Raw genomic sequence first — 17136 nt, forward strand, 5'->3', positions numbered from 1 at the left:
AGGAGCGGCTCGCGAATTCGGCCAAGCCTCGCAGGACATGTTGTGGATTCGCGATGCCGAGACCCAGCAATGGCAATACCTGCCTCGGCCTTCGAGACGATCTATGCCCTTTCGCGCGACGAGGCGCTGTAGGGCAACAATTTCCGCAACTGCCGGAGGACCGGCAGCACCCGAGCGCCATGATACAGAGGACACGCGACGGCGAAAGGGCGTCCTCCGAATACCGGATGCGCCGGCTCGCGACAGCCAAGTCCGCTGGCTGCGCGATACCGATTTTCCATCCGCGACGTGCGGGGTCGGACGGTCCGCATCGGGGGCATTGGTCAGAGCTTTACCGAGGAAAAGGAGCCGGCCGGCCGCATGGCGGTCCAGGTCGCCGGATCGCAGCATCGCACCAGGAGTCTTATCGGCGTGGTGCGCGTCATGGCCGACCGCACCGGCGAGACCAGTCGCGACGTCGCCGATTTCCAGGGGCGTTTCGGCCACCGGCTGGCGGCGCCGGCGCGCGTGTCCCGCCTGGGGGGCGCCGAAAAGGTGCTCCTCGAAGGTCTGCGTGGCATCGGCCTGTGGTCGAGCATGGTGCAGAGGCTTGCCATGGCGCTGCATGAACTGGCAACGAACGCCGCCCGCTGGCTGAGGCGGTGGCCGAGGCCACTGACGGCTGGTGCGCCGACGTGGTCTTTGAATGCTCGGGCGTCGCGCCGGCGATCCTGTCGATGCACCAGCTTGCCCGGCCCGGCGGCGCCATCGTGCTGGTCGGCATGCCGGTCGATCCGGTGCCGGTCGATATCGTCGGGCTGCAAGCCAAGGAACTGCGGGTCGAGAGCGTGTTCCGCTATGCCAATGTCTACGACCGCGCCATCGCACTGATCGCCTCGGGCACGGTGGACCTGAAGCCACTGATCTCGGCCTCGATCCCCATCGAGGACAGCATCGCCGGCTTCGCGCCGCCCTGGCCCGCGAGACCGACGTGAAGCTGCAGATCGTCATGCGCGAATAGCTGCCGGCCGGTCTGGGGCGCGGCTTGGGCTTCCCATGCCCGCCGCGTTCCCGCTCGGCGGATCGGCGCTGTCCCTGGCCGAAGCGATTGACAGGTTCCGGCGCGGCGGGCGTAGTGGAGTCTCATTCTTCTGGGGGTGCGACATGGCTCGGATAGAAGGAACCAACAATTCGGAAGCCCTGGTCGGGACATTCCTGTCCGACGACATTTCCGGCCTTGGCGGTAATGATACGCTGCACGGGGGCTTCGGCGACGACTGGCTTTACGGCGATGCCGGCAATGACGTGCTGTTCGGCGGCTATCAGGACGACCGGCTTTATGGCGGGACCGGCGCCGACACGCTTTGGGGAGATACCGGAGACGACCATTTCGTCGGCGGCGCGGGCGGCGATCTGATGCGCGGCGGCGCGGGCAACGACACCTTCGACCAGACCAACCTGATCGACGCCCCCGGCGACCGTATCTTCGGCGGTGATGGCATCGACCTGTTGCGGCTGGATTTCGGCGCCGTCGCCGGTCCGGTTCGCTTCGCCCTCCAGGATCCCACGGTCACCGTGACGCTGCGCTTCGGCTCGGCCCCCGCCTTTACCTTCCGCGAGATCGAGTCCTTCGATATCGCGGGCAGCGACTATGCCGACCGGCTGGCCGGGTGGATCCATGATGACACGCTGGACGGCGGCCTGGGCAACGATACGCTGCTGGGCGGCCTGGGATCGGATGCGCTGTCCGGCGAGGAAGGCAACGACCAGATCCGCGGCGGCGGCGATGCCGATCGCCTCTATGGCGACGCCGGAAACGACTCCCTTTGGGGCGATGCCGGCGATGATGCGCTGCGGGGCGGCAGCGGCAACGACTGGATGGATGGCAGCGGTGGAAACGACGATCTGGAAGGCGGATCAGGCAGCGACCGCCTGATCGGCGGCGACGGCAATGACGAGTTGCGAAGCGATAGCTATTATTCGGATACCGGCCGCGAGCGCGATATCCTGATCGGCAATCTCGGCAATGACAGCCTGTCGATCGGGATCAATGACCATGCCGATGGCGGCGTGGGCTTCGACCGCATTCATGTCGATTTCACGCAGGTCACGGCGCAGATCGTCTGGTCCTTCTCTGCGGCTGCGAAGCAATTCGCCAACGGCACCCGCGTTGCGAACGCCGAGATCCTGGATTACGAGGGCGGCAGCGCCCGCGATGTCATCACCGGCTGGAACCTTGCCGACCGCATCGAAGGCAATGGTGGCCATGACGTGCTGGCTGGCGCCGGCGGCAACGACACGCTGGATGGCGGGCGCGGCAACGATATGCTGCGCGGCGGCGTCGGCAACGACGTGCTTTACCACGAATCCGGCAATGACACCCTGTGGGGCGAGGCGGGGAACGACCAGTTCTTCATCGGCTTCGACGAGGACGTGAACCTGCCCTATCGGGCGGTGATCGACGGCGGACTCGGCTGGGACAAGGTCGTCTTTACCAGTTCCGAGCTGGGCGCGGTGGTCGATCTTGAGAACCAGGCGCGCAATACCGGGCTGGCCTATGGCAAGACCCTGCGCAATATCGAGGTGCTGGAGGGCACCTATATGGACGATCATTTCATGGGTGGCGCGGGCAACAACACCTTCATCGGGGGCCGGGGTGGCGACATCCTGAATGGCCGGGCCGGCAACGACACGCTGACAGGCGGCGCGGGTGCGGACATCCTGACGGGCGGCGTGGGCCGCGATGTGTTCGACTTCACGGACTTTTCCGGCCATGAATGGGAGGGCGACCTGATCACCGATTTTCGGCGTGGCCAGGACGTGATCCGCCTGGATCGCTCGGATTTCGGTGCCGGGCTGCGCTTGGTGAATGCCACGGATCCGGTGGTCGCTGGCCTGGCCCCGGCGCTGGTCTTCGAGACGGACGCTCGGCGGCTCTGGTATGATGCCGACGGCAGCGGAGGCGGCTCGAGCCCGATCCTGCTTGCGACGCTGAACGGCGTGGGCCAGTTGGCCATGTCGGATTTCGTTTTCGTCTAGAGTCCATGGCGACACGCTGATGATCGACAGCACTTTCATGAAGGCGCTGATCAGCCCCAGCCGAGTGGTGCGGCTTAAAAGTTCGTGCCTGACCGGCCTTTGGTCCAGCGGGACGATACTTTCCGGGGCAAGTGGGGCGATATTTCGATGACAAGGAAGCGCGATCAGCGTCTCATCAACTTGCCCCTTACGCCGTCTCACACCACGCCGCGCAGCAGCATCTCCGCTCCCAGTAGGGCGAGCATGATCAGGAACCAGCGCCGGAAGGTGGCGGAGCTGACGGCGCGGCGCAGGATCTGTCCCGCCCACATGCCGATCAGCGCCGGAACCACGGCCAATGCGGAAAGCGCAAGCTGGTCGACCTGCCAAGCCTGATGCGAGGCCAGGCCGATTGCCAGGGCAATGGTCGAGGTCGTGAAGGACATGCCGAGCGCCTGGACCAGGTCGTCCTTCTCCAGCCCGAGCGCCTGCATGTAGGGAACGGCGGGTATCACGAACACGCCGGTCGCCCCTGCAATCACCCCGGTGATCAGCCCGACCAGCGGCGAGAGCCAGCGCTCTTGGGCAGCCGCGACCCGGAAGGGCGGGGCGATGAGGGTATAAAGCGCATAGGCGACCAGCGTGGCGCCGAGGACCGTTGTCGTCGCCCCGCCATTCCCGCTGGCCAGCAGCGGGGCGGCGGCCAATGTCCCCGCCATGCTCGCCGCCATCATCGGCCAAAGCCGCCGCGCCAAGGCGCCGATGCGCGGACCGGCCAGCAGCTGCCAGAGATTGGTGACCATGGACGGGACGATCAGCAGGCTCGCCGCCGCCAAGGGGGAGAGCAGCGCGCCCAGGACGCCCATGGCGAGCGTGGGCAGGCCCATGCCGGTGACGCCCTTGACGATCCCGGCGGCAAGGAAGGTGACGGCGACCAGAGGAATGGTGAGATCGTTCATGGTCCCTGCATAGCGGTGGGACGGCAGCCGGCAATGCGGATTTGCCGCAGCCAGGCTTCGGCTGGACCGAAGGCTGGTTCTGGCCTATGCTGCCGGAATGCGCTTCGACCTGACCGACCTTCGCCTGTTCCTTGCCGTGGCCGAAGCCGGCAGCATCACCCATGGCGCCGCCGATGCCGGGCTTTCGCTGCCCGCCGCCAGCGAGCGGCTGCGGGACATGGAGCTGTCCGGCGGCGTCAGGCTGCTGGAGCGCGGGCGGCGCGGGGTGACGCTGACCGAGGCGGGCGAGGCGCTGGCCCATCACGCGCGGCTGATCAGCCGCCAGATGGCGATGATGCGCGGGGAACTGGGCGAATATGCCACGGGGCTGCGCTCGACCCTGCGGGTCCTGGCCAACACCGCCGCCATGGCCGAGCTGCTGCCGCCTCGGCTTGCCGACTGGATGGCCGCCAATCCGCGCATCGACCTCGACCTGAAGGAACGTCAGAGCATCGAGATCGCGCGCAGCGTGGCGGCGGGCTTTGCCGATCTCGGCATTCTCTCGGCGGCGGCGGCGCAGGACGGGTTGGTGCTGCGCCCCTTTGCCGAGGACCGGCTGGTCGTCGTCGTGGCGCGTCAGGACGACTTGACCCGGATGCGGCAGGTCCGCCTCGCCGACCTCGCCGGGCGCTATTTCATTGGCCTGTCCGGCAGCGCGCTGCAGGATCACATCGCGGCGCAGGCCGCGGCGATGGGGATGGCGTTGCGCTATCGCGTCAGACTGCGGAGCTTCGAGGCGATCTGCCACATGGCCGGAGCGGGTGCCGGCATCGGCATCGTTCCTGAAACTGCCGCCCGGCGCATGAAGCGGCTGTCGGGCATCGCGATCATCCGGCTCGCCGACGGTTGGGCGCTGCGGCGCCTGTCGGTCTGCATCCGGGCCGGCACCGAGCTCTCCGCGCCGGCGCAGAGCCTGCTTCGCCACTTGGCGCAGGATCCGCCCGCAGCGTGATGCGCTGCGGCCACGGGTTTCGCCCGTCCCGCAGCCAGAGCGGCGTCTCACGCCAGAAACCGTCCGCATGGCGATCATGGAACAGGTCGGAGTGGCCGATGGCCCGTTGCGCGCTGTTGCTGAGGTAAAGATAAGCGGCGGAAAGATTGAGTCGATAGGGCAGCACCAAGCCCGCGCCGATCGGATGCTAGCGTGACGGCCAGGTGCTGCCTCGGCACACCCTTGGCCATCACCGAGAAAGATCGCGGCCACAGCGGTTTCTCATCGGACAACCTGTTGAAGACCGACCCGCGCTTCCAGAAGAGAATGAGACTGATCCTTGTCGGCGCGATCTCCTGTCGGTTCCCCTATGTGGGTTCCCGCGGGATCGCCACCTATGACGTCGGGGCAACTGGTAATTTTTTGCGCAAAAGGAACATCCGAGAACATTGCTAAACCAATAGGTTTAGTTCTGAATGCAAAGTAAAATCTTAGGGTGAACGCCGGGCGGTCTCGTCACTGGTCGGAGAGGACGGTTCCGCCGACACAACCTTGGCCGGAGGGAAACTCGGAAACACAGCACACAAACCCTCCGGCCATGTGTGGTATTTGCACCGGCTTGACGTGCACGTCAACTTGACTCTTTGATAGGCCGGTGCCCCTAGCGCCAGGTGCGCTCAGGGCGCTGGGAACTGCGACGTTGAGACGCCACGCAACCGGTCGGATTTCGGGGTGGTCCGTTCCTCGGCTTCACATAAAGCAACGCGCCGGTTTGCCCTCCTTGACCAGGCCATCCAGGTCAGAGCGCGTCGACAGCGACCTTCTGGGTAGCGCCGCCTCGGCGCATTTCACCTTCTGCGCGGCAGACGCGGTTTGCCGTGTCGTCGGTGATGCCAGAGGGGCGCGCGGTCGCGCGGTCCCAGAGAACCGCCTTCTCAGTATAGAGCTGGCACGTCACCGGTCCTTGATCCGTGTTCACCGTAACGGGCGTGCTCTCCCAGGGCTGCTTGGCGTCGGCACAAGCAGCGACCACCAGAACGGCCATCAGCATCGTCAGCAATTTCATCAAATAATCTCCGTGGTTCTCAAGGGATGGGAGGGTGCGGACGGCCAGCCGAACATGCTGACCGTCGCAACATCGCACTCGTAACGGTTGCAGGGTGCGACGGTGGGCGCGGCATTGGAACCTGCCTTTTCCGGCAATCGCTGGATAAGATTGAGAGAACATCCCGGAACATTACTAAACCTATTGGTTTAGTTCCGCGAACAAAGACAATCCCAAAGGTGAACGCGCGTTAGTTCAGATCGTCGCAGGATGTTCGCCCACAGTGCGCGCAGCGAAAGGGCGGCGGAACAAAGCCCGCCGCCCACGTTAAGCCTGTCTGGAAGGAGGCAAAGTCAGCTGCGCTGATCGCGCTGCTGCCCCTCTTGGTCGCCCTTCTGCCCGCCCTGTTCCTTCGAACGATCATCGTCGCGCTGCTGCGACGGGTTCTGATCCCTCTGTTCCTGCTGGCGGGTCTTGTCGTCTTGCGGCGACTGCTTGTTGTCTTGTCCGGCGCTCATGTCGAGCCCTCCCAATGCCCCCGGATGATACCGAGGATCTAGTGCATATGGGCCGCCCGCGACCCGGCGCCACCAGCCTTAAACAAACATCAACCTGCCCCGCCCCGGCGGGTTTTTCCATGTGAGGAACCTATGACGAATCCTATTGCCGCGCTTTGCGCGTGGCTCTCCAACGTGTTCGGCTCCAAGTCCAAGGCGAAGAAGGCGGCCGGCGCGACCGGCGCGGCCGGGGTCATCGCCGCCGCTGCCATCTTCATTGGCCGTGGGAAGGCGAGCGCACCGAGGCTTACCTCGACCGCATCGCCAAGCCCCCGGTCTGGACCGTCTGCTACGGCGAGACGCGCGGCGTGAAGGTCGGCGACCGCTACACCAGCGCGCAATGCACCGACATGCTGATGAAGGCGCTTGCGACCTATCGCGACGGCCTGACCCGGTGCGTCCCGGCGCTGCCGCAGCAGCCCGAGGGGTGCAGGTGGCGCTGGTGTCCTGGTCCTACAACGTCGGGACGAGCGCGGCCTGCGGCTCGACGCTCGCGAAGAAAGCCAATGCCGGCGACTGGCAGGGCGCCTGCAACCAGCTCCGGCGCTGGGACAAGGCCGGCGGCAAGCCCGTCAAGGGCCTGACCAACCGGCGCGCGGCCGAAACGAAACTCTGCCTCAATGCACTGAAAGGACAGTGACCATGCTCAAGGGAGCCCTCGCGCTAGTGCTGCGCCAAGTTCTGCTCGTCTTTGCCGGGATGCTGGCATCGGCCGGCATCATCACCGCGACCGCCGATCTCGGCTATTACTGCTTCGACACCCGCTTTGTCGCCGATGCGACGGCCACGGCACTCATGCTGTTCCTAGGCGGGGGTGCCTCGGCCGGCGCAAGCATGCTCTGGCGGATCTGGGCCAAGAAGGGCGGCGGCGTCACCTGACCGCTGGAACGACATCGGGCGGGCCGCACCACACAGCCCTCCCGATCAGGTCGGGGCAACCACAAACCAATTACCACCACGAAAAAGGACTACTCGCCACCGACCCCTGCAATCTGCACGAGAGCTTCCGCGAGGTGAAGTTGCCTTTTTGGTCAACCTCGCTCGGACCCGTTTAGGTTGTGCAGTTGCGTCTCGCCTCATGCTGTGGTTATATCGGGTCGGCAGCCGAACGCGCGCTGCCTCTTGTGCTACTGTTAAACCCACCACGAAGACCGCCCCTCGGCTCACACCGGGGGGCGGCTTTTTTGCGTTTCAAAGGTTTGATCGAGCCTGTGCCTCAGATCGGGTCCGGATGGAGTGCCCCCACTGAAGTGGTCCACCCACTGGGATAGAAATATCCTGTTCAGGAGGACCATCAGATGGCAGGCAAGCGAGACAAACCGGAAGACATCGTTCTGAAGCTTCGACAGATTGAAGTGCTTCATGGACAGGGAATGGCAATTTCCGACGCGGTGCGGCAGATCGGCGTGACCGAGCCGACGTATTATCGCTGGCGCAAGCAGTATGGCGGCATGAACCGGGATCAGCTGAAGCGTCTCAAGGAGCTTGAGGCGGAGAACCAGCGGTTGCGGCGCGCGGTGTCAGATCTGACCTTGGACAAGATGATCCTGAGCGAGGCTGCACGGGGAAACTTCTAAGCCCTTCGCGCCGTCGCCAGTGCATTGACCATGTGCGGCAGGCGCTCGGCATATCCGAGCGCCGCGCCTGCCGCATCCTCGGGCAGCACCGCTCGACGCAACGCAAGGTTCCTTGCGGCGCCCCGGACGAAGAACGGCTGACGGAAGACATCATCACGCTCGCTCGCACCTACGGGCGATATGGCTATCGGATGATCACCGGATTGCTGAACAACGCCGGTTGGCATGTAAATCATAAACGCGTGGAACGGATATGGCGGCGTGAAGGGCTGAAGGTCCCGCAAAAGCAGGCAAAGAAGGGTCGGCTCTGGTTGAACGACGGGTCCTGCGTCCGTCTCCGGCCGGAGCACCCGAACCACGTCTGGTCCTATGATTTCGTTCAGGACCGGACACATGACGGACGGCTGTTTCGGACGCTCAATATCATCGACGAATTCACGAAGGAGGCGCTGGTGATCCGTGTAAACCGCAGGCTCAATTCCACCGACGTAATCGACGCCCTGACGGATCTGTTCATCTTGCGTGGCCCGCCTGCGTTCATAAGGTCCGACAATGGCGCGGAATTCATTGCCAAGAAGGTGCAGGGCTGGATCGGCGCAGTTGGTGCCAAGACCGCGTTCATCGAGCCGGGTTCACCCTGGGAGAACGGGTATTGCGAGAGCTTCAACGCTCGATTCCGCGACGAACTCCTGGATGCAGAAGTCTTCTATTCGCTCAGGGAGGCCCAGATCCTCATCGAGCGATGGCGCCGCCACTACAACACTGTCAGGCCGCACAGCTCCCTGGGATACCGCCCACCCGCACCGGAAGCCGTCATCCCAATAGACCAGCGGCCGACGATGCACTAACAATCAACCCGGACCACTCGGTGGGGGCAGTCCACTAGTGGCAGGCCCGGCAGCGGTTTTTGCATTTCTCAACACAGACGTAGGCGGAGCTTACGTGGAAGGGTTGACAGGCCGTTCCCCATCTGAGTGGGCAAAATCATTCGGGGAGTATCACCGCACCTTGATTGAGGGCGCGTCGGAGGAGACCACGGAACCAGACGAAGAGAATACGCGCGTTGAAGTGATCGAAGGATCGCCGGAAGCACCGACAATGAGCGAGAGTGATACCTGTAAGGAAGAGTTGATGCCCGCGCTGATTTCTATACTGCCTGTATCGAAGACTGGAGTGCCCCCACTGAAGTGGTCCACCCACTGGGATAGAAATATCCTGTTCAGGAGGACCATCAGATGGCAGGCAAGCGAGACAAACCGGAAGACATCGTTCTGAAGCTTCGACAGATTGAAGTGCTTCATGGACAGGGAATGGCAATTTCCGACGCGGTGCGGCAGATCGGCGTGACCGAGCCGACGTATTATCGCTGGCGCAAGCAGTATGGCGGCATGAACCGGGATCAGCTGAAGCGTCTCAAGGAGCTTGAGGCGGAGAACCAGCGGTTGCGGCGCGCGGTGTCAGATCTGACCTTGGACAAGATGATCCTGAGCGAGGCTGCACGGGGAAACTTCTAAGCCCTTCGCGCCGTCGCCAGTGCATTGACCATGTGCGGCAGGCGCTCGGCATATCCGAGCGCCGCGCCTGCCGCATCCTCGGGCAGCACCGCTCGACGCAACGCAAGGTTCCTTGCGGCGCCCCGGACGAAGAACGGCTGACGGAAGACATCATCACGCTCGCTCGCACCTACGGGCGATATGGCTATCGGATGATCACCGGATTGCTGAACAACGCCGGTTGGCATGTAAATCATAAACGCGTGGAACGGATATGGCGGCGTGAAGGGCTGAAGGTCCCGCAAAAGCAGGCAAAGAAGGGTCGGCTCTGGTTGAACGACGGGTCCTGCGTCCGTCTCCGGCCGGAGCACCCGAACCACGTCTGGTCCTATGATTTCGTTCAGGACCGGACACATGACGGACGGCTGTTTCGGACGCTCAATATCATCGACGAATTCACGAAGGAGGCGCTGGTGATCCGTGTAAACCGCAGGCTCAATTCCACCGACGTAATCGACGCCCTGACGGATCTGTTCATCTTGCGTGGCCCGCCTGCGTTCATAAGGTCCGACAATGGCGCGGAATTCATTGCCAAGAAGGTGCAGGGCTGGATCGGCGCAGTTGGTGCCAAGACCGCGTTCATCGAGCCGGGTTCACCCTGGGAGAACGGGTATTGCGAGAGATTCAACGCTCGATTCCGCGACGAACTCCTGGATGCAGAAGTCTTCTATTCGCTCAGGGAGGCCCAGATCCTCATCGAGCGATGGCGCAGCCACTACAACACTGTCAGGCCGCACAGCTCCCTGGGATACCGCCCACCCGCACCGGAAGCCGTCATCCCAATAGACCAGCGGCCGACGATGCACTAACAATCAACCCGGACCACTCGGTGGGGGCAGTCCAGGGCTTCACACCGGATGACGATTTCCCCATTCCTCGCAACTCCTTTCCAGAGCGTGCTCAGAAACCCGCGAGGAAGCCGAAAGATGAAGAGCCGCCTGAATGGTCTGTGTCAATCGAAAGCATCTATGTCACTTCACCGAATTGGGACAGGGAAGACCAGAAGACGCGACAGTGGAAGGGAAAGGACCAGATCAGGCGAGACTGCTACTTCATCATCGAAGATACCGAATTCTGGTATAAGGTGAAGAACAAGGCGCTTCACGTGGAAGTGCTGGACAACCTCAAGGTGCAGTGGGCATTCCAGAATACGGACGGACGTCCCAAAAACCGGCGAGTGTTACGCGTCTTGGAATTCAATGGTGATAAGTTGGCTGATCCATTTCCGCCGGAAGCGGTCCGGGCGATACTCGGTCAGTATTCAGAGTATGAAGCGAATATCGGGCAACAGTCACTTTTTGATCAGTAAGGCCAGACCGATCTACGCGCAGACTATTCGTCGCACCGAGCCATTTACTTCGTCAGCGGAACCGCGCGATGCTCTACCTCCGGCTCTAGCGTCGCCTGGATATTGGCATCTCTCCTTAGAATTATTTTGTGAGCGGGCATCTGCTAGATGGTCTGAGCGATCAGCGTATTGATCGCGTTATGGCCACCCCAAGCCCGTTTGCAGGTCTTCTTCTCCACTACTGTCAGATACTTCGGAGAATATAGGATAGCACTGCGGACATAATCGGAGGGTTCGTCTTCATATGAGGTGCGCACTGTCCGCTTCTGCTGTGCCACACCGTGCTTTGCCGCGAAGATCGCCGCTATGGCGCGCGTTTCCTTTGCTACGGTCCGGTTCTGGAGCCATTGAAGGGCCGAATTCACCGTGGCCCGTGCAACAGTTTCGGCGCGAAGCAGCGCGGCCAGCTTCCTGTCGCGCGCACGGTGGTCGACTTCCTGGTCCAGGAGGACGCGACGAGCGCGCAACTGTCCGCATCCCCCATGCCGGCACGCTAGGCAGCGCTTCCCCGGACCCTGGGACAGAAGATTTCAGCACCAGCAATGCGGGCGCACCCGATCGGGCCACCAGGCCCGGCGGCACGATCTTTGTCCTGCACCCCGTGATACGGCATCAAATGGCGAAGGACAGCGGGCATACTGCCCAGGGAATAGTCTTGAAGCGGGGCAACATGGGCCAGAACGAAGCGGGCTTGGCGGCAGGCGATCGCAACCTCCTGCCGCATTTGCGCATCGACGCTTATGATGCCAGCGCCAAACCCTTGCGCATGGCGCAGCGGCAGTTGCTGCACGAGTTGACGGTGGGCGTGCTGTGGCCGCACCGTCCCCGCGACCTGGAGCTGTTCCTGTCGCTGGGACAGGGCTACCTGGCGGTCGACGAGATCGGCCGTCCCCTTGGATCGGCCATGTATTTCCACACGGGCGACGATTTCGCCATGCTGGGGATGATGGTCACGGTGCCGCGGTTGCAGGCGCGGGGGGCGGGCAAGTGGCTGCTGCAGCGGGTGATGGCCGATTGCGCGGGCCGGGATCTGCGGCTCAGCGCGACGCATTCGGGGTATCGCCTTTATACGGCGGCGGGGTTCCGGCCGGTGGGCATCATCCGCCAGCAGCAGGGCATGGCGCGGGATATCGGGCCCGTTGACGCGCTCGGCATCCTGGTCCGCGATCTGCGGGCAGAGGATGACGCGGGCCTTCGGGCCCTGGATGCGAACGCCTATGGCGCAAAGCGAACGCGGGTGCTGGATGCGCTGCTGCCCTTGTCGAGCGGCACGGTCGCGCTGCGCGACGGTGCCGTTTGCGGCTTTGCGCTACAGCGCGATTTCGGCAAAGGCACGGTGATCGGTCCCGTCGTGGCAGAGGGGGACGCCATGGCAAAAGCCCTGATCGCCCCGCTGATCCGGGCGAATGCCGGACGTTTCACGCGCCTCGATACGCCGGTGGACAGCGAGGGCTTCTTGTCCTTCCTGACCGATGCCGGGCTGTTGGCCTTCGACACGGTTACGGAAATGTGCATCGGCCCCCACCGTCGTGCCACGGAAGGGGCGGTCACCTATGGCCTGGCGTCGCATTCGCTGGGGTAGCCTTTCCATCCCCGCGCGATCAGGACAGCCGGTCTTTCAGCCCGAACCACAACCCCACCAGCGGCAGGAACCAGGGCTTGCCGCTATGCGCCGGGATCGCGGGCCAGGCGAGGCCCTCCAGCGGGTTCGTGCCGCGCTGGCCCAGGGCGATGTCCGCCAAGACCTGCCCGATCAGCGTGGACATCTGCGCGCCATGGCCGGAGTAGCCCATGCCATAGATCATGCCGTCCACCTCTCCGGCACGGGGGAAGCGGTCTTTGGTCATGTCCACCAGCCCGCCCCAGCAATAATCGATGGGAATATCCGCCAGATGCGGAAAGATCGCGGCCATGGACCGGCGCAGGATCGTCCCCGATTTCGCGTCCGAGGTCTGGTCCGACCGGGCCGAGAACCGTGCCCGCCCGCCAAAGATCAGCCGCCGGTCGGGCGACAGGCGGAAATAGTTGCCGATGTTCATCGAGGTCACGCAGGTCCGGTCGCCGGGCAAGGTGGTGGCGACCTCTGCCTTGGTGAGGGGCCGCGTGGCAATGATGAACGACCCGACCGAGATGATACGCCGCCGGAAATGCCGCAAGGGCGCCGTCGTGCCATAGGCCCCGGTCGCCACGATCACGCGGTCCGCGGTCAGGCTGCCGCGCGGCGTCTGCACCTGCCAGCCATCGGCCAGCTTTGTCCTGCCGGTCACGGGCGCGCCTTCCCAGATCCGCGCGCCGTGGCGGTGCGCCGCTGTGGCAAGCCCCTGGGCATAGCGGCCCATATGCATCATCGCGGATTTCTCATAAAGCATCGCGCCGTGGAAGCTGTCGGACCCGACCTCGCTTCGCACCTCGTCGCGGTCCAGCCAGCGGGTGTCGGGATCGACCTCGGCATGGATCAGGTCGAAATTCGCCCGCAGCCCCGCGACATGGCTGGGCTTGGAGGCCAGCTTGAGCTTGCCGGACCGACGGAAATCGCAGGCGATGCCTTCCTCGGCCACGATCTGCTCGATCATGTCGATGGACCGGTCATAGGCGCGATACAGGGCATGGGCGCACTCTGCCCCCAGATGCGCCTTGGCATCGGCATAGCCATGCGCGATGCCGTTGTTCAGATGCCCGCCATTGCGGCCCGACGCGCCCCAGCCGACATGCTCGGCCTCCAGCAGCGCCACGCGCACCCCGGCTTTCGCCAGGCTGCGGGCGGCGTTCAGCCCGGTGAAGCCGCCGCCGATCACGGCCACGTCGAAGCGGCCCTCGACCGGGCCGGCCTCGGCGCCCGCAAAGGGGGGCACGCCATCGTGCCAATAGGATGCGTATTTCGTCACAGCCCCACCACCTCGGCCAGGCCCGAGATGTCCCTGACCTCGATATAGCCGTAATGGGGATTGGCCGGCTCATGGCCGCGATTGACCCAGACCTTGTTGCGGATGCCCAGGTCATGCGCGGTCATCAGGTCATAGCGGAAGGATGACGACACATGCAGCACGTCCTCGGGGCTGCAGCCAAGCTGGTCGAACATATATTCGAAGGCCCGCATCTGCGGCTTGTAGGCGCCCGCGCTTTCGGCGGTGAAAACATGGTCGATGGGCGCGCCCAGCTTGGCGATGTTGTGCGGGATCTGGTCGTTCATCGAATTGGTCAGCGCGACAAGCGGGATCTTCCCGGCAATGCGCGTGAGCCCCGCGGGCACGTCAAGGTTCGGCCCCCAGGTCGGCACGCGGGCATAGATGTCTTCGGCCACCGCGGGATCGAAGGCGATGCCGTTGCGCTTGCAGGTGCGTTCCAGCGCGTTGTGGACCACCTCGGCATAGGGTTTCCAGGCGCCCAGCACCTCGTCCAGGCGGTAGGCCGCGAAATTGGCGATGAATTTCTCCATCTGCGGGCCGCTGAGCTGCGCGCCGTAATGGTCGCGCGCGGCGCCCGCCATGTCGAAGAAGATCATCGTGCCGTGGCAGTCGAAGGTAATGAATTTCGGGCGCAGCGCCATGGGGGCCTCCTGTTGGTCCGTTTGATCCATCATTGGCGCGGTCTTGCGACAGCGCATGCGGCAGTCGGGCGCCTGACGGCAGGAGATTGCGAAATTCCGGCAATGGACGGCAGGCCCTGCCGCCCATGACCCGACAACGGTGCCCGACCCTGCGCGGATCGGGCCAGGCTGGCGGCGTAACGGAAAGGAACCCCATGACCCTGCTGACCCCCATCGACACCGCCCCGGCCTTTGCCCCGCGCGAGGACGTGGCCGCCCCAGAGAAACTGATCGAGGGCACCCCCGCCTTCAAGACCTGGGCCCTGGACGAGGTGCCCCTGGGCAACTGGTCGAAGATCCGCACCGGCATCTGGGAAGCGACGCCCGGCACCACCCGTTCCGCCAAGGGCGAGGCGCTGGAATTCTGCCATATCCTCTCCGGGGTGGTCGATCTGACCGAGGACGGGGGCGAGACAAGCCGCTTCACCGCAGGCGACAGCTTCCTGATGAAGCCCGGCTTCAAAGGTATCTGGAAAACCATCGAAACCGTGCGCAAGATCTATGTCTTCGCCGACTGATCTTCTGGCCCGGCTGGTCGGGTTTCCCAGTGTCGTGGGCGGCCCGAACGGCGACATCATCGGCTTCGTGGCGGATTATCTGCGCGGGCACGGGATCGAGCCCACGCTGGTCCCCGGACCCGAGGGCGACCGCTGGAACCTGTTCGCCAGCATCGGCGACGCCTCGCGCCCCGGCCATGTCCTGTCGGGCCATCTGGACGTGGTGCCGGCGGGCGAACCGGATTGGCGGGCCGATCCTTTCGTCTTGCGCCGCGACGGCGACCGGCTGATCGGGCGCGGGGCCTGCGACATGAAGGGCTTTGTCGCCGCCGCCCTGGCGATGGTGCCCGAACTGGTCGCGATGCCGCTGTCCGCGCCGGTCCATATCGCGCTTTCCTATGACGAGGAGGCGGGCTGCCGGGGCGTGCCGCATCTGCTGGCGGCCCTGCCCGGGCTTTGCGCGCCGCCGCTGGGGGCGATCATCGGCGAGCCGTCCGGCCTGGTGCCGGTGCTGGCGCACAAGGGCAAGGCGGCGCTGCGGCTGGTGGCGACGGGGATGGCGGGGCATTCCTCGCGCCCCGACCTGGGCGCGAACGCGATCCACGCGCTGCTGCCGGCGCTGAACGCAGCCGCGGCGCAGGCCGTGGCGCTGCAATCCGGGCCGCAGGACCCGCGCTTCGCGCCGCCCTGGTCCAGCCTGCAGATCGGCACCGTCGCGGGCGGGCAGGCCGTCAACATCATCCCCGACCGCGCCGAGGCGCAGATCGAGGCCCGCGCGATCCACGGCGTCGATCCCCGGGCGGTCCTGGAGCCGGTGGTCGCGGCGGCAGGGGGGTTGGCCGTGGACTGGCTGTCCTCCTATCCGGCGCTTGCGCTTGACGGCGCTCACCCGCTGGCGCGGCTGTTGGCCGAGCTGACGGGCGCGACGCCCTTGGGCGCGGTCAGCTATGGCACCGAGGCCGGGCTTTACCAGCAGGCCGGGATCTCCGCGATCATCTGCGGCCCCGGCGACATCGCCCGCGCGCACCGCCCCGAGGAATACCTGACGATGGCCGAATTGCAGGACGCCTGCGCCCTGATCCGTCGCCTGGGGCGGCGGCTCTGCCCATGACAGCATTTTCTGCGGCGGCAGTCCTGCGATCCGCAGGACATGCCGCGCGCCCTTGCCAGATCGGCAATCCTGCGGGCGCGCCCGTGGCAGGATGGTGCCAAGAAGGACAAACCGCATGACCACGACCATCACCCCTGCACTTGCCGCCTTTACCCCCGCCCATCTGCCGCAGGCGCTGCGCCTGTCGCAGCAGGCCGGCTGGCCCCACCGGGCAGAGGACTGGGCGCTGACCCTGTCCGTATCGCAGGGCGTCGTGGCGCTGGACGAAGGCCGCGTGGTCGGCACCGCGCTGTGTTCGCCCTTCAGCGCAGTCGCCACGCTGAACATGATCATCGTCGACGCGGCGATGCGCGGGCGTGGCCTGGGCCGCGCGCTGATGGAGGCGATCATCGCCCTGGCCGGCGACCGCGAAATGCGCCTGATCGCCACCACGGACGGGCTGCCGCTTTACGAAAAACTCGGCTTCCGGGCCAGCGGCCAGATCGTTCAGCATCAGGGCCTTGCTGTCGCAACCGCGCCGGAACGGCCCGTCGCCACCGGCCGTCCCGCCGATATCGACCGGCTCGCCGATGCCGACCGCGCCGCCAGCGGCATGGACCGCGCATCCCTGTTGCGCGACATCGCCGGCGGCGGCGAGGTCCTGACCTGCGATGCCGGCTTTGCCCTGCTGCGCGATTTCGGGCGGGGCCGCGTGGTCGGGCCGATTGTCGCCCCCGACACCGCCACCGCCCGCGCATTGCTGGCCGAGGCCGCGCGCCGCTGCGAAGGCAGCTTCCTGCGTGTCGATCTGCGCGCGGAACAGGGTCTTGGCGGCTTCGCGGCGACGCTGGGCCTGGCCCATGCCGGCGGCGGCACCGCCATGACCCGCAACCTGCGCACCCCCGCACCCACGACCCAGGCCCTGATCTCGCAAGCCCTGGGCTGAACCCGGAGACC

Annotated in this window: 17 protein-coding genes and 2 pseudogenes; 13 read left to right on the forward strand and 6 right to left on the reverse strand. The window is 64.9% G+C overall.

Annotated features, from left to right (window positions below):
* Positions 1–626 precede the first annotated feature (626 nt).
* Both ASV56_RS14485 and ASV56_RS14490 read left to right on the forward strand, forming a co-directional pair.
* Positions 627–1000: pseudogene (locus ASV56_RS14485) on the forward strand (zinc-binding dehydrogenase); the annotation flags it as partial.
* Positions 1001–1143: 143 nt separating this feature from the next.
* The gene (locus ASV56_RS14490) at positions 1144–3018 is read left to right on the forward strand and encodes a calcium-binding protein (RefSeq protein WP_062562747.1); all 1875 of its coding nucleotides are present in this window, start codon (positions 1144–1146) and stop codon (positions 3016–3018) included.
* 197 nt (positions 3019–3215) lie between these two features.
* Here the strand turns inward: ASV56_RS14490 and ASV56_RS14495 are convergent, their stop codons facing one another.
* Positions 3216–3956 (reverse strand): sulfite exporter TauE/SafE family protein, encoded by a 741-nt coding sequence (locus ASV56_RS14495; RefSeq protein ID WP_062562748.1) that lies wholly within the window; start codon positions 3954–3956, stop codon positions 3216–3218.
* A 97-nt stretch (positions 3957–4053) separates the two neighbouring features.
* Between ASV56_RS14495 and ASV56_RS14500 the strand changes: the two genes are divergently transcribed.
* Positions 4054–4947: a LysR family transcriptional regulator gene (locus ASV56_RS14500; RefSeq protein ID WP_062562749.1), complete on the forward strand. Its 894-nt coding sequence runs from the start codon at positions 4054–4056 to the stop codon at positions 4945–4947.
* A 778-nt stretch (positions 4948–5725) separates the two neighbouring features.
* Here the strand turns inward: ASV56_RS14500 and ASV56_RS14505 are convergent.
* On the reverse strand, positions 5726–5992 hold the full coding sequence (locus ASV56_RS14505; RefSeq protein ID WP_062562750.1) for a hypothetical protein: 267 nt from the start codon (positions 5990–5992) through the stop codon (positions 5726–5728).
* Between the two features lie 332 nt (positions 5993–6324).
* Positions 6325–6489: a hypothetical protein gene (locus ASV56_RS23650; RefSeq protein WP_156429188.1), complete on the reverse strand. Its 165-nt coding sequence runs from the start codon at positions 6487–6489 to the stop codon at positions 6325–6327.
* Positions 6490–6650: 161 nt separating this feature from the next.
* Between ASV56_RS23650 and ASV56_RS25060 the strand changes: the two are divergent.
* The 6 genes and pseudogenes from ASV56_RS25060 to ASV56_RS14540 all read left to right on the forward strand — a co-directional run.
* Positions 6651–6875: pseudogene (locus tag ASV56_RS25060) on the forward strand (glycoside hydrolase family protein); the annotation flags it as partial.
* 86 nt (positions 6876–6961) lie between these two features.
* Positions 6962–7168, forward strand: a complete 207-nt coding sequence (locus tag ASV56_RS24495; RefSeq protein WP_253880053.1) for a lysozyme — start codon at positions 6962–6964, stop codon at positions 7166–7168.
* Positions 7169–7170: 2 nt separating this feature from the next.
* The gene (locus ASV56_RS14515) at positions 7171–7407 is read left to right on the forward strand and encodes a hypothetical protein (protein ID WP_036744604.1); all 237 of its coding nucleotides are present in this window, start codon (positions 7171–7173) and stop codon (positions 7405–7407) included.
* Positions 7408–7826: 419 nt separating this feature from the next.
* A protein-coding gene (locus tag ASV56_RS14525; protein ID WP_152988090.1) for an IS3 family transposase occupies positions 7827–8953 on the forward strand; the annotation gives its coding sequence in 2 pieces (ribosomal slippage) (positions 7827–8091 and positions 8091–8953; 1128 coding nt in all).
* A gap of 387 nt (positions 8954–9340) precedes the next feature.
* A protein-coding gene (locus tag ASV56_RS14535; protein WP_156429189.1) for an IS3 family transposase occupies positions 9341–10467 on the forward strand; the annotation gives its coding sequence in 2 pieces (ribosomal slippage) (positions 9341–9605 and positions 9605–10467; 1128 coding nt in all).
* 20 nt (positions 10468–10487) lie between these two features.
* Positions 10488–10967 (forward strand): hypothetical protein, encoded by a 480-nt coding sequence (locus ASV56_RS14540; RefSeq protein ID WP_156429190.1) that lies wholly within the window; start codon positions 10488–10490, stop codon positions 10965–10967.
* A 143-nt stretch (positions 10968–11110) separates the two neighbouring features.
* Here ASV56_RS14540 and ASV56_RS23990 read toward each other — a convergent pair whose 3' ends face one another.
* A complete protein-coding gene (locus ASV56_RS23990; protein ID WP_172823776.1) occupies positions 11111–11473 on the reverse strand; it encodes a hypothetical protein in 363 nt (120 codons plus the stop codon).
* A 203-nt stretch (positions 11474–11676) separates the two neighbouring features.
* Between ASV56_RS23990 and ASV56_RS14545 the strand changes: the two genes are divergently transcribed.
* Positions 11677–12588 carry a GNAT family N-acetyltransferase gene (locus ASV56_RS14545; RefSeq protein ID WP_216635395.1) on the forward strand — a complete coding sequence of 304 codons (912 nt, stop codon included), beginning with the start codon at positions 11677–11679 and terminating at the stop codon, positions 12586–12588.
* 19 nt (positions 12589–12607) lie between these two features.
* Here ASV56_RS14545 and ASV56_RS14550 read toward each other — a convergent pair whose 3' ends face one another.
* A complete protein-coding gene (locus ASV56_RS14550) occupies positions 12608–13891 on the reverse strand; it encodes an NAD(P)/FAD-dependent oxidoreductase (protein ID WP_062562754.1) in 1284 nt (427 codons plus the stop codon).
* Positions 13888–14553, reverse strand: coding sequence for a haloacid dehalogenase type II (locus ASV56_RS14555; RefSeq protein ID WP_156429192.1), 666 nt, complete (start codon positions 14551–14553; stop codon positions 13888–13890). The genes ASV56_RS14550 and ASV56_RS14555 overlap by 4 nt, the downstream gene beginning before the upstream one ends.
* A 194-nt stretch (positions 14554–14747) precedes the next feature.
* Between ASV56_RS14555 and ASV56_RS14560 the strand changes: the two genes are divergently transcribed.
* The 3 genes from ASV56_RS14560 to ASV56_RS14570 all read left to right on the forward strand — a co-directional run bounded on the left by ASV56_RS14560 (position 14748) and on the right by ASV56_RS14570 (position 17125).
* On the forward strand, positions 14748–15110 hold the full coding sequence (locus tag ASV56_RS14560; RefSeq protein WP_062562756.1) for a cupin domain-containing protein: 363 nt from the start codon (positions 14748–14750) through the stop codon (positions 15108–15110).
* Entirely contained in the window at positions 15094–16200 is a 1107-nt protein-coding gene (gene argE / locus ASV56_RS14565) for an acetylornithine deacetylase (RefSeq protein ID WP_062562757.1), read from the forward strand. Before ASV56_RS14560 ends, argE begins: the two co-directional genes overlap by 17 nt.
* Positions 16201–16315: 115 nt before the next feature.
* Positions 16316–17125: a GNAT family N-acetyltransferase gene (locus tag ASV56_RS14570; protein WP_062562758.1), complete on the forward strand. Its 810-nt coding sequence runs from the start codon at positions 16316–16318 to the stop codon at positions 17123–17125.
* The last annotated feature ends 11 nt before the right edge of the window (positions 17126–17136 follow it).

The organism is Paracoccus aminovorans (assembly GCF_001546115.1).
In the GTDB taxonomy this organism is placed as follows: Bacteria; Pseudomonadota; Alphaproteobacteria; order Rhodobacterales; family Rhodobacteraceae; genus Paracoccus; species Paracoccus aminovorans_B.